Below are 20,586 nucleotides of genomic sequence, written 5' to 3' on the forward strand. Positions count from 1 at the left end.
GTCCGCTCCTGTTATTCCGCCGAAAGGACGGCGACGCCTTCGCCGCGCGAATGGCCGATGGTGGTGACCACGGCGCTCTTCGCCGCCGCCGTCATCGGCTTCTCGGCGCTGGCATCGAAGGCCGGCACCCTGGCGCCCTCGCCCAGCGACAAAGCCGCAAGCGCCAGGCCCAGCGGGAATTGCGCTTCGATGCTGTGGCCGACGAGGCCGCCATAGGCGCGCACCGGCGCCCCGGCCAACTTCGCCTCGAGGAACGCCTTCTCGCGCGCCACCAGATCATGGAAACCGGACGTACCGGAGAACACGACGGTCGATGTCGGGTCAAGTTTCTCCGCCGGCTTGGCGAGATCAGCAAGCCGGGCTTCGAGCTTGCCGCTTTCACGCGAGCCGCGGTCGCCGCCGATCGCCTCGATCGTGGCATAGATGCGGGCGCCGCGGGCTTCGGCATATTCACGCGATTCCAGCACCAGGAAGGCGCCGACCGAACCGAGGATCATGCCGCCGCCATTATCCTTGCTGCGCGACCAGATCGGGTGCCAGTCGCCGAGCGCATGGCCCTGGATGGCTTCGATCAGGAGAATGATGTCGAGACGTTCGGCCGAGAAGGCGCCGCCGACGAGCGTATGGCTCGACTGGCCGGCCTTGATGCGGGCAAAGGCGGTTTCGATCGCCGAGATGCCGGCCGCTTCCTCGCCCATGAAGGTGCGCGACGAGCCGGTGACCTTGTGCACGATCGAAATGTTGCCGGCGAGCAGGTTGGAAAGCTGCGCCAGGAACAGCGTCGGGCGCAGTTCGGTGGTCAGCTTTTCGTTGAGGAGCTGTTCGCGATCGTTGCGCTTCAGCGCTTCGTCGACGATCAGCGAGTCGACGTTGATGTCGCGCTCGCCGCCGCCGGCAGCGACGATCATGTCCATGCTGCCGCAGGCTTCGAGATTGTCCTTGAGACCGGCATCATCGAGCGCCAGGCCGGCGGCGAAGACGCCGAGGCGCTGCCAGTTTTCCATCTGGCGCTGGTCGCCACGCTTGGCGATCTGCTGCGACCAGTCGATTTCCGGCAGCGGATGCACCGGATAGGGACTGAACTTCTCGGTCTCGACGCGCACGGCCGGCGAAGCCTCGGCGCTCAAGAGGGCCAGATGCGGCTCGACGCCGACGCCCTGGCTGGTGACGATGCCGACGCCGGTAATGACGACGTCGTTTGCGGATTTGGTCATCTTACTTCTCCGAACCGGCTGTCGCCGAAAGAGCCGCCATCAGGCCCAGTTCCTCGGCCCGCTTGCGAACGATATCGCCGAGCGGAACCTGATCGAACGGCATCGTCCTCAGTTTCAGCTGGGCGTCACAGACCTTCTTGCCGGCCGAGGTGATCTTCGCCTTGGTAACGGCAAAGCCCGAACCTTCATGCTCGAGGAAGGCTTCGATCTCGAGTTCGGCCGAGGGCTCGACGAAGGTGCGCATCTTGGCGCCGTCGACCGACATCAGGAAGGGCATGGCCGCAAAATTGGTGGCGGCCAGCACCAGGAAGCCGGAGGCCTGCGCCATGGTCTCGATCAGGAGTACGCCCGGCACCAGCGGGTAGCCTGGAAAATGGCCTTCGAACACCGGGCTCTTCTCGGGAACGACGGACCGCGCCGTCAGCCGGCCAGCCGAAAGATCGACCGTTTCGACACGATCGATCATCTGGAAGTATTCAAGGAGCATTGAGGCTCACCCTGTTCGTTTTCGGGCCGTTCGTTTCGGGCTCAAGTAAAAACGCCAATGCCGCCTGTCAAGCGCGAGGCGCGACGGGCGGCATTGGAATTGGTGCGGCAAGGCTTGGGCGAAAGCCCGATCAGCCCTTGGCAGCCCGCAGTTCGTCGATCTTGGCGCAGAGGTTCTTCAGAACGAAATACTCTTCGGTCGAGACCTTGCCTTCGTTGACCTCCTGCGTCCACTGCTCGAGCGGGATCTTGATGCCGAATTCCTTGTCGATCGCAAAGACGATGTCGAGGAAATCCAGGCTGTCGATGCCGAGATCGTCGATCGTGTGGCTTTCGGGCGTGATCGTCTCGCGATCGATCTCGCTCGTCTCCGCAATGATGTCGGCAACCTTGTCGAATGTAGCTGTCACGCGCATACCTCTAGTAACTTAAGTCGAGTCTCGGCGATCCTATAGGTAAATGCGCCGCAAAAGCCAATGGCCTTGATTGCAACCGTTGGCGAATTGAAAACCGGTGTTGCAGGCTTACGCCTCAAACGGCGACCGAATGCCGACCGCGACCATTGCCGAGATAGGCGTCGAAGTTCGCCGCCACCGATCGCGCAAAGGGCCGTCCGCGTTCGGTCAGGCGGAAGACACCGTTTTCGATCGTCGTCAGCCCGTCGGCGTCGCGCGCCCGGAAAAGCCGCGCCTCCTCGACCACCGCGGCGGCCAGCCCCGGAAATGCCCGTTCGACCCCGTCAAAGGAGAAGGCGAAACGGCACATGATGTCGGCGATCACTTTTGCTCTCAACCGGTCGTCCGGCGTGAAGCGGTAGCCGCGAACTGCCGCCATGCCTGCCTGCTCCACATGACGCAGATATTCGCCGGTTGCCGGCATGTTCTGGACATAACCCTGACGGAACTGGCCGATCGCCGAGGCACCGAGGCCAATGAGCGTTTCCGCCTCATCGTCCGTATAGCCTTGGAAATTGCGGCGGAGGCGCCCTTCCCGATTGGCGCGCGCTAGGCTGTCTTCGGGCTTTGCGAAATGGTCGATGCCGATCGCCTCGTAGCCGGCCGACAGCAGCATTTCCGCCGCCCGGCTCATCTGGGCGAAGCGCTCGACCACGCCGGGCAGGCTCTCGTCCGGGATCATCTTCTGGTGCGTTTTCATCCAGGGCACATGCGCGTAACCGAAGAGCGCGACGCGATCGGGCGCGAGCGTCAGCACCGCCGCCATCGTCCGCTCCAGTGACGAAAGGCTCTGATACGGAAGCCCGTAAAGGACGTCGCAATTGACCGAACGGACACCCCGCGCCCGCGATGCCTCGATCGCATCGCGGGTCTGCTCATAGGTCTGGATGCGGTTGATCGCCTTCTGCACCACCGGGTCGAAATCCTGGATGCCGAAGCTCGCCCGTGTCATCCCGATCGCCGCCAGCGCATCGTGACGCGCCTCGTCGAGGTCGTTCGGATCCATCTCGACGCTGATCTCGCAATCCGGCGCGAAGGTGAAATGATCGGTGAAGCTGCGCTTGAGCGCGATCATGTCCTCCGGCCGGACGAGAGTCGGCGAACCGCCGCCGAAATGCAGCGCCGTTACCCTGGCTTCGCGGTTCACCCGCCCGCCGACCGATGCAACCTCGCGATGCAGGCCCTGCAAATAGGTTGCGACGGGATCGTAGCGCAGCGTCTGCTTGGTGTGGCAGGCACAGAACCAACAGAGCCGGTCGCAATAGGGCACATGGGCATAAAGCGAAATCGCCTCGCCCGGGCCGATCTGATCGAGCCAGCTTTCATAATCCGCAAGGCCCACCGCCTCGGAAAAATGCGGGGCGGTCGGGTAACTGGTGTAGCGCGGCACCGGGCCCGCATATTTGAGGATAAGCGCGTCTTCCATCGGTCTCTCCGCTGTCATGACGATGGCATAGGGCGGATACGCGAAGACGCCTTTGATTTTGATCAAGTCGCCGAATTAACACGTTAAAATTGACAATACGCAAGTCAGCATGAGACATTGTTTCGCGCTTTCGGAATTGGCACCTGTCAACTCTTGATTTAACGACCTGCATCCTCTTTGGTCCATTCCAGAGAGCAACGACATGCAGGTAGAAAGAATTGCAGATCGTGAACGAACATCGCCGCAAGGATATCCATAACTCGGACATTCCGACCGTCTGCGTGGCCTGCGAGGCGCGTCACGGCGGCGTTTGCGGAACGCTCACCCCGGACCAGTTGCTCGACCTCAGCCGCCACTCGACCCGCCGCAGCATCGAGCCCGGCCGCGAAGTCGTCGGCCAGGGCGAAACGACCGACAGCTATGCCAACATCATCAGCGGCGTCGTCAAGCTCAGCAAGGTTCTGGCCGATGGCCGGCAGCAGATCGTCGGCCTGCAGTTTGCGCCCGACTTCATGGGCCGCCCCTTCACCCGCGAAAGCGCCCTGACGGCGGAAGCGGCCGTCGACACCGACATCTGTTGCTTCCCGCGCACCGTCATCGAGCGGCTCGTTTCCGAGGCGCCGGGTCTCGAACACCGGCTGCACGAGCAGGCGCTGAAGGAACTCGACGAGGCGCGCGACTGGATGCTGACGCTCGGGCGCAAGACCGCCCAGGAGAAGGTGGCGAGCTTCCTCTATATCATCGCCACCCATATCGATCCGGAACAGGGAGCCGCGAAGGAATTCGACCTGCCGCTCTCCCGCTCCGACATCGCCGACTATCTGGGCCTGACGATCGAAACCGTCAGCCGGCAGATCACCAAGCTGCGCAAGGACAACGTCATCCGCATCGAAAACAGCCGCCACGTCACCGTGCCGAGCCTCGACCGGCTGATGGATGTAGCCGGCATCGACTGATGCGGCGCTCGGCGTCGTTGCGACGCTGCTCCTCATGTCTTTTTGAGCGGGATTGCCCCTCACCCTAACCCTCTCCCCGCAGGCGGGGAGAGGGAACGAGCTCGCTGTTGGCCTCACCTTCTCCACAGTAGCGTGGTGCAAGGCGGCGCCATGCGTCCCTTCTCCCCGCCTGCGGGGAGAAGGTGGCGGCAGCCGGATGAGGGGCAAATCCCGTCAGCGAACTGGACGAGACAGCATGGGCAGCGCCGTCAGCGCGTGATGACGATACGCGTATTCGCCAACCCATGCTGGCGCGTCAGGGCGAAAAACTCGGCAGCATTGTTCGGATGCAGCCGCACGCAGCCATGCGACGCCGGGCGGCCGAGCCGCTTGATGTCGTAGGTGGCATGGACCGCATACCCCCCTTTGAAGAACACCGCATAGGGCATGGGCGCATCGTCGTATTTGCTCGAGCGATGGTAACGCGAGAGCCATTTTGCCTTCCAGCTGCCGCGCGGCGTGACATAGCCCTTGCGGGCGGTCGAGACCTTCCAGCGATACATGACGATGCCGTATTGCCTGACGACCATGGTCTGCGAGGACAGGCTGATGTCGGCAATGAGATTGGCGGCGTTCAGGGGCTGAACGGGAAACTGCATCAGAACGGCGACGAGCACGGTCAATAATGCATTCCGCATGCTTCTCTCTCCGGGATGACGAACGCTAACCGGCGGAACCAGACGTCCGAAGAGAATAACCGGCCGAGTATCAAACAATCCTAACGCGGAACTCGTTTTCGCGGGACGGGTTCCGCCGAAACGATCAAATCATCGCGACGGCCAGGACGACAACAGTCATCACCGTGCAGGCGCCATCGAATACGGCGATGCCGGCATCGATATCTTCGCTTCGCGCGACAGCGCGACCCGGACCGTTGATCATCGGCTCGCTGACCTTGACGCCGCCATAGATACGCGGGCCGGCAAGCTGCAGATCGAGCGCGCCGGCCATCGCCGCTTCCGGCCAGCCGGAATTCGGCGAGCGGTGCAGGCCGTGGTCGCGAAGGGCTACAACGAGCGCATCCTTGGCGGCGCGCGCGCCACGGTGGATCAGCGCGCCGGCGGCGATCAGCAGGACCGAGAGCCTTGCTGCCGGCAGGTTGGCGAGATCGTCGAGCCGCGCCGAAGCCCAGCCGAAGTGCAGATATCTCGGCGATTTGTGGCCGATCATAGAATCGGCCGTGTTCAGCATCTTGTAGGCGATGAGACCGGGCAATCCGGCGACCGCATACCAGAAGGCGGGCGCCACCACACCGTCGGAGAAGTTCTCGGCGAGGCTTTCGATCGCCGCGCGGCAGACCGCCGGCTCGTCCAGTGTCTTCGGATCGCGGCCGACGATCATCGAAACGGCACTCCGCCCGCCTTCGAGCCCGCCTTGCCGCAAGCCCTCGGCGACGCGGCGGACATGATCGGCCAGGCTCTTCTGCGCCAGAAAGACGGCGACCAGCATCGCCTCCAGCAGGAAACCGAACGGGCCGAAGGCGGCGAACAGGCGGTGCAGCAGATGGCCGAGCCAGGCGCTGACCGCGAGCAGCAGCACGATCGTGACGACGCCGCGAAACTTGCGCGCGCCGTCCGCCAGATCCTCGCGGTTCAGCCTATCATCGAAGAAGGCGATCGCCTTGCCGAAGAAGACGACGGGATGTGGCAGGCGCGCCCACAGCCAGTCCGGATCGCCGACGAGCCGGTCGATCACCAGCGCCAGCGCGAGCACGAGAAGGATGGTGCTGGACATTCAGAGTTCCATCCGGGCAAGCGCATCCGCCAGCCGCCGGTCACCCGCCATATCCGGCGCAAGACCGATCCTGAGCCAGGTTGGCGCATAGTCGAACTTGCGGGTCAGAATATGTGCTCCGCAGAGCCGCTCGTGCAGCAGAGCCGCCCTCGGGTGCTCAACCAGCACGAAAAGCCCGGTGCCGCCGATCCGCTTGAGCCCTGCCCCATCCAGGGCCGCATCGAGGCCGGCGCGCCGCTCGCGAATGCCGGCCGCAATCGCTGTCGTATCGCCCTGCATCAGCGCGCGGGAAATGATCAGCGCCGGACCGGACACGGCCCAGGGGCCGAGCCAATCGCCAAACGCAGCAAGGACCGGCTCGCTGCCGATGACGAAACCAAGGCGTAAACCGGCAAGCCCGAAGAACTTGCCAAAGGAGCGGAAGACGATGAGGTTGCCCTCACCGCGCACATGGTCGGCGACGCTCAGGTCCGGCTCCAGATCGCCGAAGGCCTCGTCGACCAGCAGCAGTCCGCCGCTCGCGCGCTGCCGCGCGGCCAGTTCCAGGAGATCAGCTGGGACGAAGGCACGGCCGGTCGGATTGTTGGGGTTCACCACGATGACCAGGCCATGCTCGGCGCCGAGGGCATCGGCATTGTCGACGCGATCGACGGCAAAGCCGGACGCCGACAGCACGCGGGCATATTCGCCATAGGTCGGCCCGAAGATCGCGACGCGGCTGTTTGCCGGCGTCTTCCCGTTTTCATGCAGGAGACGCGGCAAAAGCTGGATCACCGACTGCGTGCCGGGCACGGGCAACGGCAGCACGCCATTGGTGCGGTAATATTCCTGGGCCGCCAGCCGCGCCGCATCGACCGTCTGCCGGTCGGGCAGCCGATGCCAGGCGCGCTCGGGTACCTCGGGCAAGGCAACGGGGCATGGATTGATGCCGGTCGAAAGATCGAGCCAGTCCTCGAGCCGGCCGCCGAAGCGCGCTGCGGCTTCGGTGATGCCGCCGCCGTGAACGATCGGTGCGCTCATTCCGGCGCTCATGGCGCACCCGCGATATCGATGAGGTGCATGAAGGACCCGGCGACGTTGCCGCGTTTCAGGCCGGCATGGCCGAGATCGTCGCCGGCCGCGTCGCTCACCGAAAACAGCCGGTCGGCAGCACCTTCGGCGACGATGGTCGCATAGTGGAATTCGTGCGCCGTCATGGGTCCATCGAAGAAGGCGTTGTCGACAGGCACGACCCGGCGATAGCCGAGGTGCCGCCTGCGCTCGGCAAAACTGGTTACCAGCGGCAGCAGGGCGAGCATGTCGTAGCGTACGCCATCGGCGGCGACAAGCCCTTCGCCGAGCACCATATAGCCTCCGCATTCGCCGAAGATCCGGGCTCCTCGCCCGGTAGCGGAATGCATGCCGGAACGGAAGGTTGAAGCTGCACTTAACTGCCCCGCATGCAGCTCCGGATAGCCGCCCGGCAGATAGACGGCGTCGGCGGCCGGAGCCGGCGCTTCGTCGGCCAAAGGCGAGAAGAACGAGATTTCGGCGCCGGCGCTCCGCCAGTCGAACAGCAGGTGCTCGTAGCAGAAGGCAAAGGCGATATCGCGCGCCACGGCGATGCGCTGACCGAGCGGGCGAAGCCGCTCGATATTCGCGGCCGATCCACGTGGAGAGATCGCTGCAGCGCGGCTGATGGCATCGAGGTCGCATGCCGCCTCGACCCGCGCTGCGGCGGCCTCGATGAAGCCTTCGAGCGCGCCATGCTCGCCCGCCTGCACGAGGCCGAGATGACGCTCCGGCAGCTTGAGCGCATTGTCCTGCCTGAGCACGCCGAACACGGGCATTCGCACCCGCTCCAGGGCATCGCAGAGCATCTTCTCGTGCCGATCGCTGCCGACCTTGTTGAGGATGACGCCAACCACCCTGATATCGCTGCGGTGATCCGCGTAGCCGCGCACGAGTGCGGCGACCGAATGCGACATGCGGGCGCAATCGACAACGAGAATGACGGCAAGATTGAGCGTCGCCGCGAGATCCGCAGGCGTTCCCGAGCCGTCAGCGGCACCGTCATGCAGACCCATCATCGCCTCGACGATCAGCGTGCGGCCGCCCGCGGCCGCCTGTGAGGCATTGGCAAGCAGCAGTTCCGGGCGCATCGCCCAGGGATCGTAGTTGAAACAGGGTTCGCCCGTTGCCGCCGCATGGAAGGCGGGATCGATATAGTCGGGACCGGCCTTGCCCGGCGCGATCGCGACACCGCGCTTCTTCAGCGCGCGCATCAGCCCAAGCGTTACCGTCGTCTTGCCCGAGCCTGACGAGGGTGCTGCGATCAGCAGCCCGCTCATGCCGGGTTCCTGCGCATGCGATTGTCAAAGGGATCGGCGGCAAGCTGGCGCCCGTCGAGCGCGCCGATCCAGTCGAGTGCCGCCCGAAGCCGCACGACCTCGCCGACGACGACGATCGCTGGCGGCTCCAGCCCGGCCGCCTCGACATCGGCCTCGGCGCGCGAAAGCGTCGTTTCGAGCACCGCCTGTTCCGGCGTTGCGGCATTGCAGACGAAGGCGACCGGCTCGTCCGGCGAGCGCCCGCCGGCAATGAGGTTGGCGGTGATCGCGCCGATATGTTTCATCGCCATGTACATGACGATGACGGGCGAGCCGCTGGCAATCCCCTGCCAGTTGATGCGATCCGGCACCAGGCCGGAAGAATCGTGGCCGGTGAGGAAGGTGACCGCGTGATTGACCTCGCGATGGGTGACGGGAATGCCGGCATAGGCAAGCCCGCCGATGCCCGCGGTGATGCCCGGCACGATGCGGAATGGGATCCGATGTTCAACAAGCGTCAGCGCCTCTTCGCCGCCACGGCCGAAGACGAAGGGGTCGCCGCCCTTGAGGCGCAACACCCGGTTGCCGGCACGCGCCAGTTCGACCAACCGCAGCGAGATGTCGCGCTGTTTCGGCGACGGTTTGCCGCCGCGTTTGCCCGCGAACTCGAGCACGGCGCCCGGCCGCGCGAGCTTGAGGCAATCCTCGTTGACCAGCGCATCATGCACGATCACATCCGCCTGGCGCAGCGCATTGGCCGCATGCAAGGTCAGGAGACCGGGATCACCGGGACCGGCACCAACGAGCCAGACCGAACCTTTCTCGAGCGCCGGCAATCCGGCAAAGAGGTCGTCGATCATTCGTGCTGCCCACCCTGTATACCGGCACCGCTTGCCGGTGCCCCTAACTCGATCTGCGAAGAACCGGATTCCATTTTAGAACAAACCCGGACAAAAGATTGATTCAATTCAACAACATAAGCGCGCATCAGGCGACCTCGGCCGCCGCCGGCACGCGCGCTGCCGCATCTCTCGATGGGCCGGCAAGCGCCGCCGTCGCATGCGCGGAGACGATCTTCGGCACGATCAGCACGGCCTCTTCCCCGGCGCCGACGAGCGCGGCACCTTCGGCAACGCCATGACAGCCCGTATGGGCAAAAACGATCTCGGAGGGGTTGGCGAGCCGATGAAGCTCGGCTTCGAGGGTGGCCGCGTCGTAAAAAGCCGCCGGAACGGAGAAATGTTTCGCCGCCGCCAGGATCGCCGGCTCCTCGGCGCGGGCATCGAGCGAGGCGACAAGCCGGAGATCCGCAGGCGCCGCACCGGCGGCAGCCAAGGCGCGCTCAGCAAGCGCGATCACTTCGTCGGCTGGCGTTCGCCGCTCGCAGCCGAGCCCGAGCACCAGCCCGGCCCCTGCTTTCGTCGTCTCGACCAGCGCGTTATTTTCACGCAATTCCGGACGCAAAACCGCTGCACACTTTTGCTGGAATTGCTTTGATCCCCTAGCCGATGGCATCGGTGGCCGGCTCCCTTCGTCGGTTCTCCTTAACGAAGCGCCGGCTGGAACAGACTGTTCCGAACCGATCTGGACAGCACCGGCTGAAGGCCCCCTGCTTGGGTCGGCCGCACCGGATGCTCTTTCAGTCCGCCAAAGCGGACGCCGTCGCATATCCGTCATTTTTACCGGAGCGCGTGAGACCGGTCAAACCGGATTGCGCCATCGTCATGTCGCGATTGGAGGAGACGGCTACCCGCACACCTATCGCGATGACAGCCTCTTCCGGCCGCCGCTCTATCGCCGGCACCCCATCCGAAAACGCAGCGACTCAGAACAAGGTTTTGAATCCTTGGGCGTTTTGCTCTTTTGCAAGCTGCAGCCACGGCGCCGCCACAACAGAAGGCTTTGCAAATCGCGCCCGGCTCTGACACAAGGCGGAAAAGCCCTCCTGACAGCTCCTCCCCGAGTCCCTCCCGTGCAAGATCTCGCCTTCCACCTGCTCGTCTTCCTGTTCGCTGCCGCCTTCATTGCCGGTTTCATCGATTCGATTGCCGGCGGCGGCGGCATGATCACCATTCCCGCCATGCTGATCGCCGGCATCCCGCCGCTGCAGACGCTTGGCACCAACAAGCTGCAGTCGCTATTCGGCTCCGGCTCGGCAAGCCTCTCCTATGCGCGGCGCGGTCACGTCAACCTCAGGGAGCAATTGCCGATGGCGCTGATGTCGGCGCTGGGCTCGGTGTTCGGCGCGCTGCTCGCAACCGTCGTTCCCGGCGACGTCCTGAAGGCTGTGCTGCCATTCCTGCTGATCGCCATTGCGCTCTATTTCGGCCTGAAGCCGAACATGGGCGATGTCGACCAGCATCGCCGCATCACGCCCTTCGTGTTCACGCTCACCCTCGTGCCGCTGATCGGCTTCTACGACGGCGTCTTTGGCCCCGGCACCGGCTCCTTCTTCATGCTCGGCTTCGTGACGCTCGCCGGCTTCGGCGTGCTCAAGGCCACGGCGCACACGAAGTTCCTGAACTTCGGCTCCAATATCGGCGCCTTCGCCGTCTTCCTGTCCTTCGGCGCCATCCTCTGGAAAGTGGGTCTGCTGATGGGCGTCGGCCAATTCCTCGGCGCCCAGGTGGGCTCACGCTACGCCATGGCCAAGGGCGCCAAGATCATCAAGCCGCTGCTCATCGTCGTCTCGATTGCGCTTGCGACCCGGCTGCTGGCCGATCCGTCGCATCCCCTCAGAATCTGGCTGGGGATGTGAGGCCAGGCGCGCGTTCCTGGCTCGCCGAGACCACAGCGGGGCCGCGACTTATGCGAACGTCATTTGACCGTCAGGCCAACGTCGGGCGCGCCCGTGGTTGACCAGCATGAGCATTCTTCGCCTGCTGGCCCCGCGCCGTAGCCACAAATCTGTTTGGGGGTCTTGCATTGCCGAGGGCTGCGCGCTTCGGCGCGCGCCTTTGCCTCGGCTTCGGCCTCGGCTCGTTGCTTTCGGCTCATCTTTGGCGTGGGAGCCGCCTTTGCTTTTTCTACCTTCTCGACTGCGGATGCGCTGCTCCTGGTCGTTTGGGATGAGCCGGTTTCACTGCATGATGCGATCAGGAACAGCGATGCGACAGCAAACGCAACTCTAGCAACGGTCTTCAAGCTTCACCCGCAATCTAAACTATGTGGAGCAACTATATGCGTGCTTCCAAGAGCCCCTTCAAGGGCCGGTTGCATTGAGGCGGGCATTCGGTGAACAAATTCGCGGACGGCAGGCGCGTTCAAGTTCAAAACACCGCCAGCAGCAACGCTCCCGCAGCAATGAACACGACGCCCAGCCAGTTCATCAGGTTGAGCTTCTCGCCGAGGAAGAGCACGCCGAAGATCGCGACCATGACGATCGAGAGCTTGTCGATCGGCGCCCCGCGTGCGGCGTCGCCGAGCTTCAGCACGCGGAAATAGGCAAGCCAGGAGGCGCCGGTGGCAAGGCCTGACAGAGCCAGGAACAGCCACGTGCGCCCCGGGATCTCCGAGGGCTTTTGCCACTGACCGGTGGCCGCGACGATGCCGGCCAGCACGCAGAGAATGACGACGGTGCGGATCAGCGTCGCGAAATCGGAATTGATCTGCGCGACGCCGACCTTGGCGAAAATCGCCGTCAAGGCAGCGAACACGGCCGATAGCAATGCCCCTGCATGGTTCCTTAAATCGGCAAGCCGACTTAAGGGCGAAATCATGCAGGACTCAAAGTGCTACAGCGACCTTTGCGCGTCCTGCGGACGCGCGGCGCTGTAGGGCTGCCAGCTCTGGCTCATCAGAACTCCACGCCCTGCTGCGCCTTGATGCCGGAGCGGAACGGATGCTTGACCAGCTCCATTTCGGTGACGAGGTCGGCGATCTCGATCACGTCTTCCTTGGCGTTGCGGCCGGTGAGCACCACATGGGTCATGTGCGGCTTTTCTTCCTTGAGGAAGCGCACGACTTCGGCGACGTCGATATAGTCGTAGCGCAGCGCGATGTTGATCTCGTCGAGCAGCACCATCGAATTGCGCTCGTCGCGGATCAGCTCCTTCGCCTTCTCCCAGGCCTTTTCGGCCATCGCCACGTCGCGGGCGCGGTCCTGCGTTTCCCAGGTGAAGCCCTCGCCGAGAGTATAGAACTGGCAGATGTCGCCGAAATGCTTCTCGATCAGCTCGCGCTCGCCGGTCACCATGGCCCCCTTGATGAACTGCACGACGGCGCAGGGCATGCCGTGGGCGATATGGCGGAAGATCATGCCGAAGCCGGCGGTCGACTTGCCCTTGCCCTTGCCGGTATTGACGATGATCAGGCCCTTCTCGTCGGTCTTCGTCGCCATGATCTTTTCGCGCGCCGCCTTCTTCTTCGCCATCTTCATGGCATGGCGGGCATCATCCTTCTCGGCCGGGGCTTCGCCGCTGTTCGTCGTCTCGTCGCTCATGATAACTCCCTCATCAAATCAGCGGGATGTCGGCGGAAAACCGCACGCGCTTTTCCTCATCCCGTAATGTTCAGTTCCGCGTTGCACTGAACAGCGAAACGGAACCAGGTCTTTGCTTCCAAGCAATTCCGGACGGAAAACCGCTGCCCGGAACCGCTCTATTCGTTGCCGACCCGAAGCCGGGTCGCGGCGTTGCCGATATCGGCAAGTTCAAATCGCGCCGAGTTCGAGCGCGGGGTCCAAAGATTGCGGTCGATTGCTTCGAGGAAGCGTTCGGCAAGCTCGGCAAAGGCGGCCGGGTTCTTGTCGCGCAGGAAGTCGGCCACCCGTTCGTCGACGATGAAGGCCTGATAGGCGACCTCGAAATGATGATCGCGCACGGCCCCCGTGGTCGCGGCAAAGGCGAACATGTAATCGACCGTTGCGGCGATCTCGAACGCGCCCTTGTAGCCGTGGCGCATGACGCCATCGATCCACTTGGGATTGACGACGCGGGCCCGGACCACGCGGCCGATCTCCTCCTCCAGCGAACGGATGACGGGCTTTTCCGGCCGCGAATGGTCGTTGTGGTAGATCGCCGGCCGAGCGCCGCTTAAGCGTTCGGCAGCGGCACTCATGCCGCCCTCGAACTGGTAGTAGTCGTCGCTGTCGAGCAAGTCGTGCTCGCGGTTGTCCTGGTTCTGCACCACCGCCTCGATCGTGCGCAGGCGTTCCTCGAAGAGGTCGCGCTCCGCCTTGCCCTCCTCGCCGGCGCCATAGGCATAGGCACCCCAGGTGAGATAGGCTTCGGCGAGATCGGCGCGGCTGTCCCAGCCCTTCTCGTCGATCAGCGCCTGCAGCCCGGCGCCATAGGCACCGGGCTTGGCGCCGAAGACGCGGTAGGAGGCGCGACGGGCAGCCTCTGCGGTTTCCACACCTTCCGCCTCCAGCCGCCGGGCTTCTACCCGCATGCGCGCGGCGATCATGTTGTCGGCATCGTCCTCTTCCAGTGCGCCGACGGCGCGGATCGCCTTGTCGAAGAGCGCGATCTGGTCCGGGAAGGCATCGCGGAAGAAACCGGAGATACGCAGCGTGACGTCGACGCGCGGCCGCCCGAGCACGGCGAGCGGCACGATCTCATAGCCCATCACCCGGCGCGAGACCATGTCCCAGGTGGGTTTCGCGCCGATCAGCGCAAGCGCCTGGGCGATATCGTCGCCGCCGGTGCGCATGTTCGCCGTGCCCCAGGCGGTCAGCCCAAAGGACGACGGCCATTCGCCATGATCCTGCAGATAGCGGCGGATCAGGAGTTCGGCCGATTTCTTGCCGAGCTCATAGGCCGCCGGCGTCGGTACGGCGCGGCTGTCGACGGAATAGAAATTGCGCCCCGTCGGCAGCACGTCCGGCCGGCCGCGAGTCGGCGCGCCGGAAGGACCGGGAGCGACGAAGCGGCCGTCGAGACCGGTGAGGAACCCGGTCATTTCGGCCGCGCCGGAACCGGAGATCGAGGGTTTCAGGCGTGTGTCGATTTCGTCGAGCACCGCGCGGGTGTTGGCCCAGTCCTGCGGGCAGATCTGTTCGCCCGAGACGAGTTTTGCGGCGAGCAGCTCGATGCGTTCGACCGTATCGCCTGCGGTGCGCCAGGGAGCGTCGGAGAGGTTGGCGAGGATTGTTGGCTTCGGACCGGTCCAGGGGTCCGACATGACGCAATCGAGCGGATCGAAGGGGTGAGCGTGGGGCGGGATACCTCCGTCTGCTCCTGTGGCGTTGTCCCCCTCTATTTCCGTGAGGCTACCCCCCTCTGCCCTGCCGGGCATCTCCCCCACAAGGGGGGAGATCGGCGTGGGGCTGCCGCTCGTTCCCAAGCCAACGTCAACGCCTGTTGTGCCCTGAGAAACAGCAGTTCTACTTTGGCCGTCCTCAGGGCCTCCTTCAACACCGTTTGCTGCGGAACGAGCGCCCGCATCCGTGATCTCCCCCCTTGTGGGGGAGATGTCCGGTAGGACAGAGGGGGGTGCACCACCCGCCGAGGATGCCCGAACGGACGCGGCCACCCCATTCAGCCCCGCATCCGCGGCGATCGCCCGCTGCAGGCTCTGGTCACCGCCCTCGCCGAGGCCGCGCGGAACCCGCGCCAGTGCCACCGTCAGGTCGGTCAGCAACCGCCCCTCCGGCGCCACGCCGAAGACGTGCAGGCCATCGCGGATCTGCATCTCCTTGAGGTCGCAGAGATAGGCGTCGAGCTTTTCCAAGGCCTTGTCGTCGCTGTCGCCCTTGTCGATGCCGGCGTCGCTGTCGAGACCGATGTCGCGCACGAGATCGAGGATCTGGCGGCTCAAGAGCCGCAACCGCCGCGGGTCGCCGCCGGCGGCGTCGTAATATTCGTCGACCAACGCCTCCAGGTCCTTGAGCGGCCCGTAGGATTCGGCCCGCGTCAGCGGCGGTGTCAGGTGGTCGATGATGACGGCGCTGGTGCGGCGCTTGGCCTGCGTACCCTCGCCCGGATCGTTGACGATGAAGGGGTAGATATGCGGCAGCGGCCCGAAGATCGCCTCGGGATAGCAGGTCTCCGACAACGCTAAGGTCTTGCCCGGCAACCATTCGAGATTGCCGTGCTTGCCCATGTGCACGATCGCCTGCGCACCGAACTGCTGGCGCAGGAAGGCATAGAAGGCGAGATAGCCGTGCGGCGGCACGAGGTCCGGCGAGTGGTAGCTTTCCTTCGGATCGATGTTGTAGCCGCGCGCCGGCTGGATGCCGACGACAACCGCGCCGCAGCGGGCGAGCGGCAGCGCGAAGCCGCCGTCGAGGAAGAAGGGATCGGCCTCGGGCGCACCCCAGCGATCGGTCACTTCATCCTGAATCCGTTTCGGAAGCGAATCGAAGAAAACCTTGTAATCGCTTGACGAAATTCGCTCGCGGATTTCGCGATCATGGCTCGCCGCATTGGTCGGCCCGGCCATCAGGTAGCGCATCAGCGCGTCGCCATCGGCAGGAATCTCCCCGACCGCATATCCCTCGCGCGCCATGGCGCGAAGCACCTCGACGGTACCGGCGGGGGTGTCGAGCCCGACGCCATTGCCGAGGCGGCCGTCGCGGTTCGGATAGTTGGCCATAACGATGGCGATGCGGCGTTCGGCAGGCCTAGCGCGGCGAAGCTTCGCCCAATTGACGGCAAGGCCGGCGGCAAAGCGCACACGGTCTTCGAGCGGCTCATGCCCGACGATGTTGGCCTCGACTTTGGCGTCATAGATCGACGCCGCCTTGAAGGAGACGGCCCGCGCAAGAATGCGGCCGTCCACTTCCGGCAGCGCGACATTCATCGCGAGATCGCGCGCCATCAGCCCCTGCGGCGAGGCTTCCCATTGCCCCCGCGACGAGCCGGAGAAGATCACCTGCAGCACCGGCGCGCCGGTCGATTCCAAGACGGTCGGCTGCCGGTCAGCGCCGGGCGACGAGACGGCGAAACCGGTGGTGTTCATCACCACGTCGGGTGCTGCCTCGGCGAAGATCGCCTGCAGCGTGCCGACAGAGACGGCATCCTTGAGGCTCGACACGAAGACCGGCAGCGCGCGCACACCTTCTTGCGCCAACGCATCGATCAGCGCCTCCACCGGCCGCGTCTCGCCGCTCTGGACGAGGGCGCGGTAGAAGCAGATGGCGATGGTGGCGTTTGCGGAGGCGTTACCCCCCTCTGCCCTGCCGGGCATCTCCCCCACAAGGGGGGAGATTGGCCCGGGGTGAGCGCTCGGTCCCAAGTTGGGGTCGGTAACGTTGGCGCGGTCAGAATGGTTGGCGGCGGTTGCAAGGTCTTTGTGCGCGGAAATCGCCTCACGCTCTCCGCCCATCTCGGAGCGAGCTCTCGCATCCCCGATCTCCCCCCTTGTGGGGGAGATGTCCGGCAGGACAGAGGGGGGTAATTTCTGGTCAGAGAGCCGTACACTCGCCCCCACCACGCCCAACCACTCCGAAACCCCGATCACGCCCTTGCCCGGCCACCAGATGCCGGCCTTGAGCAAGGGCTTCGCCGGCTGCGGCTTTTCTGCGCCCGAGACCAGTGCCTCGGCATAATCGAGGAACAGGCCCGCATTGTCGGCGCCGCCCTCGGTGAAATAGGCCCAGAGCCGCTGGCGATCGTCGGCCGCAACCGTCGAGAAAGGTTCGAGTCCCGGATCCGGCTTGTCGTCGCCGGGCAGCACGGCGATCTGAAAACGGTGCGTGACCGCAGCGGCATGCAACGCTTCGAGCAGATAGCGGAAATAGCTGGCCCCACCGAGCGGCCTAACGACGATGAGCTTCGCGTGGCGCGCCGTGCGCTCGACATAGGTGTCGACCGACATCGGGTGCATCAGGCTCATGAGGCTGGCGATGCGCAGGCTAAGGCCGCCGTCGCGGCGGCCGTGGGCGGCGGCGATCGAGGAAAGCTCGGTGTCGGCGGCCGAGAGAAACAGGATGTCGGCCGGCGTTTGCCCCAGGTCGATAGCCTCGTTGCCGTCGGCAATCGTTCCTTTCTGGGCGAGAAGCAGATGCATTCGTTTTGTCCGTTCGGGCAATCCCGAACGAAAACGCCGATAGCGACTTCCGTCCGGAACTGCATCATTTCAATACGTTAGATCATTTCACTCAAGCAATGATCTAGACGAGCGCGGTGATCGCAGCGCGCACCGCCGCTTCATCCATGTCGTGCAGGCCGATGACGACGAGGCGCGTGCCGCGCTTTTCGCCGGCCGCCCAGGCGCGGTCGTAATATTGATCGATGCGGGCGCCCACCGCCTGGATCAGAAGGCGCATCGGCTTGCCGGGCACGTCGGCAAAGCCCTTGAGGCGCAGAACGTCGTGTTCGGCGATCACGCCCTTCAGGCGGTCGATGAAGGCAGCCGGATCCGCGACCGAAGCAAGCTCGACGACGAAGCTGTCGAATTCGTCATGGTCGTGCTCCTCGCCCGCCTCATGTTCCATCTCGTGGTGCGACTTGCGGTTGGCGATTTCGCCTTCCGTGCCGACGCCGAGGCCGAGCAGGATGGCGGCGGCAACTTCGCCGTTCTTCGCCTCGATCATCGTCGGCTTGCGGCTGATGCGGGAGGCCACTTCCTCGCGCACCGAGTTCAGGCCCGAGGCGTCGATCAGGTCGGTCTTGTTGAGAACGATGAGGTCGGCGGCGGTAAGCTGGTCCTCGAAGAGCTCCTCGATCGGGCTTTCGTGGTCGAGATTGTCATCCTCGACGCGCAGCGCATCGACCTTGTCGTGATCGTCGGCAAAGCGGCCGGCGGCAACGGCGGCGCTGTCGACCACCGTCACGACGCCATCGACGGTCACTTCGCTGCGGATATCCGGCCAGTTGAAGGCGGCGACCAGCGGCTGCGGCAAAGCGAGGCCCGAGGTTTCGATGATGATGTGGTCCGGGCGCTTCTCGCGCTCGAGCAGCTTCGTCATGGTCGGGATGAAATCGTCGGCGACGGTGCAGCAGATGCAGCCATTGGTGAGCTCGATGATGTCGTCCTCGGAGCAGGCCTCGGCACCGCAGCCCTTCAAGACGTCGCCGTCGACACCGAGATCGCCGAACTCGTTGATGATCAGCGCGATGCGCTTGCCGTCGGCGTTCTGCAGCAGGTTGCGGATCATCGTCGTCTTGCCGGCGCCGAGGAAGCCGGTGATGACGGTCGCCGGAATCTTGCCGTGGCTGGCTCTCGCAGTGGTCATGGATTAACCCTTCATTTTCAGCGGCAAACCGGCCGCGACAAAGTAAACTTCAGCGGATTTCTCCGCAACGATCTGGTGAAGCCGGCCGGCATGGTCGCGAAAATCGCGCGCCATGCGGTTCTCGGGCACGATGCCGAGGCCGACCTCGTTGGAAACGAAAACGAGGCGCGCCCGCGCCTCGGGGAGATATGCGGCAAGGGCAGCGAACTCCGCCGCCATGTCGCGCTCTTCGAGCATGAGATTGGTGACCCAGAGCGTCAGGCAGTCGATCAGCACGACATGATTGGGGTCATCGATGCGCCTGAGGGTGCCGACGAGATCGAGCGGCTCTTCGTGCGTCGTCCAGCCTTCGCCGCGGCGTGCCTTGTGATGGTCGATCCGCTCGCGCATTTCGTCGTCCCAGGCGCGGCCGGTCGCGACATAATGCATGGTGAGCCCGGACGCTTCGACGAGCCTCTCGGAAAAGCTGGATTTGCCGGAACGGGCGCCGCCGAGGACAAGAACGGGGCCGGCGCTGGAATTGCTCATCGCCGCCGCCTCAACACGCCAAGGTCAGCGGCAGATGGCAACGATCGTTCGGCGCGCCGGCGGCGCGATCGGGAAAATATCTGAGAGCCAAAACAACCTCCGTGATGGCGTTGGAGACCACGGGTCTCCTCGGGCGGAATGCCCATGCCGGATGGCAGGTCTCCTGGCTCACGGCGTCACGGCTTCCCGCATCGCCTCGCCCGTGAGGGCGAGGTTCCGATGTCAGGACCCGAGCGGCCCGCCTCACCTTCCCGGCGTTTTCCAGTGCCACAGCGAACCTTTGCGCGTCGTCTCCGACGCGCGGCGCTGTGGGCGGTATCGTGAAGGGCGGACGATTCGTAGAAGAAGAGGCGTCCAACCCGGCTGATCACGATGCCACGCCAGTGGCTTTTCCGGCTCGTTTCCGATTTGCCTCGATTGCCCCATGCAATCGCGCGGCAAGCCTAAGCTTCGAGCCCGATGGCGAACCCTGACCGTTCTACAGTCGCGGGGTCGGCTGCGATAAGGATGCCCGATTTGGGTCCATCCGTCACATTCCCAATTATTCCCCCATGTCGCCACGACACGGGGAAACCATCCAACGTCAGATGATTAGGAAGCGGGCAGCGCAAAGTCAATCGACGCTTGCGACACCTTGGCCACCGAGTTGCGCCGCGCGACGATTTGTCGGCGCAGCGATGAACTAGCCGCCCACCCGCTCTAGCACGCTGAACTGGAAGGCCTGGGTCGAGTTCCACGGCGTCCTGTGCTGGTGCATCACATGCTCGACCAGCCGGAACGACGGCCCGATGACCTCTGCCAGTGCCGCCGGGTCGTAGCGCACCACCGGCAGGCCGCTGCAGCGCTCCGGCCCGTCGGGGGCGAAGGTGGCGATGATCGCGTGCCCGCCGGGCGCCACGGCCGCCGTCAGCCGCTCGATATAGGCGGCCCTGTCTTCCGGTTCGGTCAGGAAGTGAAAAGCGGCGCGATCGTGCCAGATGTCGTAGCTTCGATCCGGTTCCCACTCGGTCACATCGGCGGCAACCCATTGCACGCCGTCGGCCCGCAACCCAAGCCTTGCCTTGGCCGTCTCCAGGGCCGCTGGTGACAGGTCGAGCACGGTGATCGTCTTCATGCCCTCGTCAAGCAATGCGTCCACCAGCCGCGAGGCGCCGCCACCGATATCGATCAGCGACGACGAAGCAATTGCCGTATGCCTGCGGATGAGATCGAGGGAAATCGCCGGCGTATCCTCGAACCAACTAACCCCCGCCTCGCCCTTCGTCTGGTAGGCATTATCCCAGTGCGCCCGCGTGTTTTCGTCCTGCATTGAAACACCT

At 64.5% G+C, this 20,586-nt stretch carries 18 protein-coding genes; 2 read left to right on the plus strand and 16 right to left on the minus strand.

What is annotated here, in order from left to right:
- Positions 1–11: 11 nt before the first annotated feature.
- The 4 genes from BHMPCIPO_RS11155 to hemN all read right to left on the minus strand — a co-directional run bounded on the left by BHMPCIPO_RS11155 (position 12) and on the right by hemN (position 3,581).
- Positions 12–1,214: a beta-ketoacyl-ACP synthase gene (locus BHMPCIPO_RS11155; RefSeq protein WP_173516802.1), complete on the minus strand. Its 1,203-nt coding sequence runs from the start codon at positions 1,212–1,214 to the stop codon at positions 12–14.
- Between the two features lies 1 nt (position 1,215).
- The gene (locus BHMPCIPO_RS11160; RefSeq protein WP_173516803.1) at positions 1,216–1,701 is read right to left on the minus strand and encodes a 3-hydroxyacyl-ACP dehydratase FabZ family protein; all 486 of its coding nucleotides are present in this window, start codon (positions 1,699–1,701) and stop codon (positions 1,216–1,218) included.
- Between the two features lie 130 nt (positions 1,702–1,831).
- A complete protein-coding gene (locus BHMPCIPO_RS11165; protein ID WP_089044188.1) occupies positions 1,832–2,116 on the minus strand; it encodes an acyl carrier protein in 285 nt (94 codons plus the stop codon).
- A gap of 115 nt (positions 2,117–2,231) precedes the next feature.
- A complete protein-coding gene (gene hemN, locus BHMPCIPO_RS11170) occupies positions 2,232–3,581 on the minus strand; it encodes an oxygen-independent coproporphyrinogen III oxidase (protein WP_173516804.1) in 1,350 nt (449 codons plus the stop codon).
- A 218-nt stretch (positions 3,582–3,799) separates the two neighbouring features.
- Here hemN and BHMPCIPO_RS11175 point away from each other — a divergent pair, with 218 nt between their 5' ends.
- Positions 3,800–4,537 carry a helix-turn-helix domain-containing protein gene (locus BHMPCIPO_RS11175; RefSeq protein WP_173516805.1) on the plus strand — a complete coding sequence of 246 codons (738 nt, stop codon included), beginning with the start codon at positions 3,800–3,802 and terminating at the stop codon, positions 4,535–4,537.
- A 248-nt stretch (positions 4,538–4,785) separates the two neighbouring features.
- Here BHMPCIPO_RS11175 and BHMPCIPO_RS11180 read toward each other — a convergent pair whose 3' ends face one another.
- From BHMPCIPO_RS11180 to BHMPCIPO_RS11205, 6 genes are all read right to left on the minus strand, one after another.
- Positions 4,786–5,175 carry a L,D-transpeptidase gene (locus BHMPCIPO_RS11180; RefSeq protein WP_376741654.1) on the minus strand — a complete coding sequence of 130 codons (390 nt, stop codon included), beginning with the start codon at positions 5,173–5,175 and terminating at the stop codon, positions 4,786–4,788.
- A 163-nt stretch (positions 5,176–5,338) separates the two neighbouring features.
- Entirely contained in the window at positions 5,339–6,310 is a 972-nt protein-coding gene (gene cbiB / locus BHMPCIPO_RS11185; protein WP_173516807.1) for an adenosylcobinamide-phosphate synthase CbiB, read from the minus strand.
- Positions 6,311–7,330, minus strand: coding sequence for a threonine-phosphate decarboxylase CobD (cobD, locus tag BHMPCIPO_RS11190; RefSeq protein WP_173516808.1), 1,020 nt, complete (start codon positions 7,328–7,330; stop codon positions 6,311–6,313). It abuts the gene before it with no gap.
- A gap of 8 nt (positions 7,331–7,338) precedes the next feature.
- Positions 7,339–8,640, minus strand: a complete 1,302-nt coding sequence (locus BHMPCIPO_RS11195) for a cobyrinic acid a,c-diamide synthase CobB (protein ID WP_173516809.1) — start codon at positions 8,638–8,640, stop codon at positions 7,339–7,341.
- Positions 8,637–9,476 carry a uroporphyrinogen-III C-methyltransferase gene (cobA, locus tag BHMPCIPO_RS11200; RefSeq protein WP_376741655.1) on the minus strand — a complete coding sequence of 280 codons (840 nt, stop codon included), beginning with the start codon at positions 9,474–9,476 and terminating at the stop codon, positions 8,637–8,639. The genes BHMPCIPO_RS11195 and cobA overlap by 4 nt, the downstream gene beginning before the upstream one ends.
- Positions 9,477–9,606: 130 nt before the next feature.
- Positions 9,607–10,071: a cobalamin biosynthesis protein gene (locus tag BHMPCIPO_RS11205; protein WP_246304296.1), complete on the minus strand. Its 465-nt coding sequence runs from the start codon at positions 10,069–10,071 to the stop codon at positions 9,607–9,609.
- A gap of 520 nt (positions 10,072–10,591) precedes the next feature.
- On the opposite strand from BHMPCIPO_RS11205, the gene BHMPCIPO_RS11210 reads away from it, so the two are divergent.
- Positions 10,592–11,377 carry a TSUP family transporter gene (locus BHMPCIPO_RS11210; RefSeq protein ID WP_173516811.1) on the plus strand — a complete coding sequence of 262 codons (786 nt, stop codon included), beginning with the start codon at positions 10,592–10,594 and terminating at the stop codon, positions 11,375–11,377.
- A gap of 511 nt (positions 11,378–11,888) precedes the next feature.
- Here BHMPCIPO_RS11210 and BHMPCIPO_RS11215 read toward each other — a convergent pair.
- The 6 genes from BHMPCIPO_RS11215 to BHMPCIPO_RS11240 all read right to left on the minus strand — a co-directional run bounded on the left by BHMPCIPO_RS11215 (position 11,889) and on the right by BHMPCIPO_RS11240 (position 20,576).
- On the minus strand, positions 11,889–12,338 hold the full coding sequence (locus tag BHMPCIPO_RS11215; RefSeq protein ID WP_173516812.1) for an EamA family transporter: 450 nt from the start codon (positions 12,336–12,338) through the stop codon (positions 11,889–11,891).
- A 77-nt stretch (positions 12,339–12,415) separates the two neighbouring features.
- Positions 12,416–13,060 carry a cob(I)yrinic acid a,c-diamide adenosyltransferase gene (gene cobO, locus BHMPCIPO_RS11220; protein ID WP_173516813.1) on the minus strand — a complete coding sequence of 215 codons (645 nt, stop codon included), beginning with the start codon at positions 13,058–13,060 and terminating at the stop codon, positions 12,416–12,418.
- Between the two features lie 158 nt (positions 13,061–13,218).
- A complete protein-coding gene (gene cobN, locus BHMPCIPO_RS11225; RefSeq protein WP_173516814.1) occupies positions 13,219–17,571 on the minus strand; it encodes a cobaltochelatase subunit CobN in 4,353 nt (1,450 codons plus the stop codon).
- Positions 17,572–17,674: 103 nt separating this feature from the next.
- Positions 17,675–18,739 (minus strand): cobalamin biosynthesis protein CobW, encoded by a 1,065-nt coding sequence (cobW, locus tag BHMPCIPO_RS11230; protein ID WP_173516815.1) that lies wholly within the window; start codon positions 18,737–18,739, stop codon positions 17,675–17,677.
- A gap of 3 nt (positions 18,740–18,742) precedes the next feature.
- Positions 18,743–19,267: a bifunctional adenosylcobinamide kinase/adenosylcobinamide-phosphate guanylyltransferase gene (cobU, locus tag BHMPCIPO_RS11235; RefSeq protein WP_173516816.1), complete on the minus strand. Its 525-nt coding sequence runs from the start codon at positions 19,265–19,267 to the stop codon at positions 18,743–18,745.
- Positions 19,268–19,949: 682 nt separating this feature from the next.
- A complete protein-coding gene (locus BHMPCIPO_RS11240) occupies positions 19,950–20,576 on the minus strand; it encodes a class I SAM-dependent methyltransferase (RefSeq protein WP_173516817.1) in 627 nt (208 codons plus the stop codon).
- Positions 20,577–20,586: the final 10 nt, after the last annotated feature.

The organism is Ensifer sesbaniae (assembly GCF_013283665.1).
GTDB classification, from domain to species: Bacteria; Pseudomonadota; Alphaproteobacteria; order Rhizobiales; family Rhizobiaceae; genus Ensifer; species Ensifer sesbaniae.

Coding starts and splice junctions, on each gene's coding strand:
- BHMPCIPO_RS11215 (WP_173516812.1), bottom strand. CDS start 12,338: ATGATTTCGCCCTTAAGTCGGCTTGCCGATTTAAGGAACCATGCAGGG.
- BHMPCIPO_RS11180 (WP_376741654.1), bottom strand. CDS start 5,175: ATGCAGTTTCCCGTTCAGCCCCTGAACGCCGCCAATCTCATTGCCGAC.
- hemN (WP_173516804.1), bottom strand. CDS start 3,581: ATGGAAGACGCGCTTATCCTCAAATATGCGGGCCCGGTGCCGCGCTAC.
- BHMPCIPO_RS11195 (WP_173516809.1), bottom strand. CDS start 8,640: ATGAGCGGGCTGCTGATCGCAGCACCCTCGTCAGGCTCGGGCAAGACG.
- cobW (WP_173516815.1), bottom strand. CDS start 18,739: ATGACCACTGCGAGAGCCAGCCACGGCAAGATTCCGGCGACCGTCATC.
- BHMPCIPO_RS11160 (WP_173516803.1), bottom strand. CDS start 1,701: ATGCTCCTTGAATACTTCCAGATGATCGATCGTGTCGAAACGGTCGAT.
- cobU (WP_173516816.1), bottom strand. CDS start 19,267: ATGAGCAATTCCAGCGCCGGCCCCGTTCTTGTCCTCGGCGGCGCCCGT.
- cobO (WP_173516813.1), bottom strand. CDS start 13,060: ATGAGCGACGAGACGACGAACAGCGGCGAAGCCCCGGCCGAGAAGGAT.
- cobN (WP_173516814.1), bottom strand. CDS start 17,571: ATGCATCTGCTTCTCGCCCAGAAAGGAACGATTGCCGACGGCAACGAG.
- BHMPCIPO_RS11240 (WP_173516817.1), bottom strand. CDS start 20,576: ATGCAGGACGAAAACACGCGGGCGCACTGGGATAATGCCTACCAGACG.
- cobD (WP_173516808.1), bottom strand. CDS start 7,330: ATGAGCGCACCGATCGTTCACGGCGGCGGCATCACCGAAGCCGCAGCG.
- cbiB (WP_173516807.1), bottom strand. CDS start 6,310: ATGTCCAGCACCATCCTTCTCGTGCTCGCGCTGGCGCTGGTGATCGAC.
- BHMPCIPO_RS11155 (WP_173516802.1), bottom strand. CDS start 1,214: ATGACCAAATCCGCAAACGACGTCGTCATTACCGGCGTCGGCATCGTC.
- BHMPCIPO_RS11165 (WP_089044188.1), bottom strand. CDS start 2,116: ATGCGCGTGACAGCTACATTCGACAAGGTTGCCGACATCATTGCGGAG.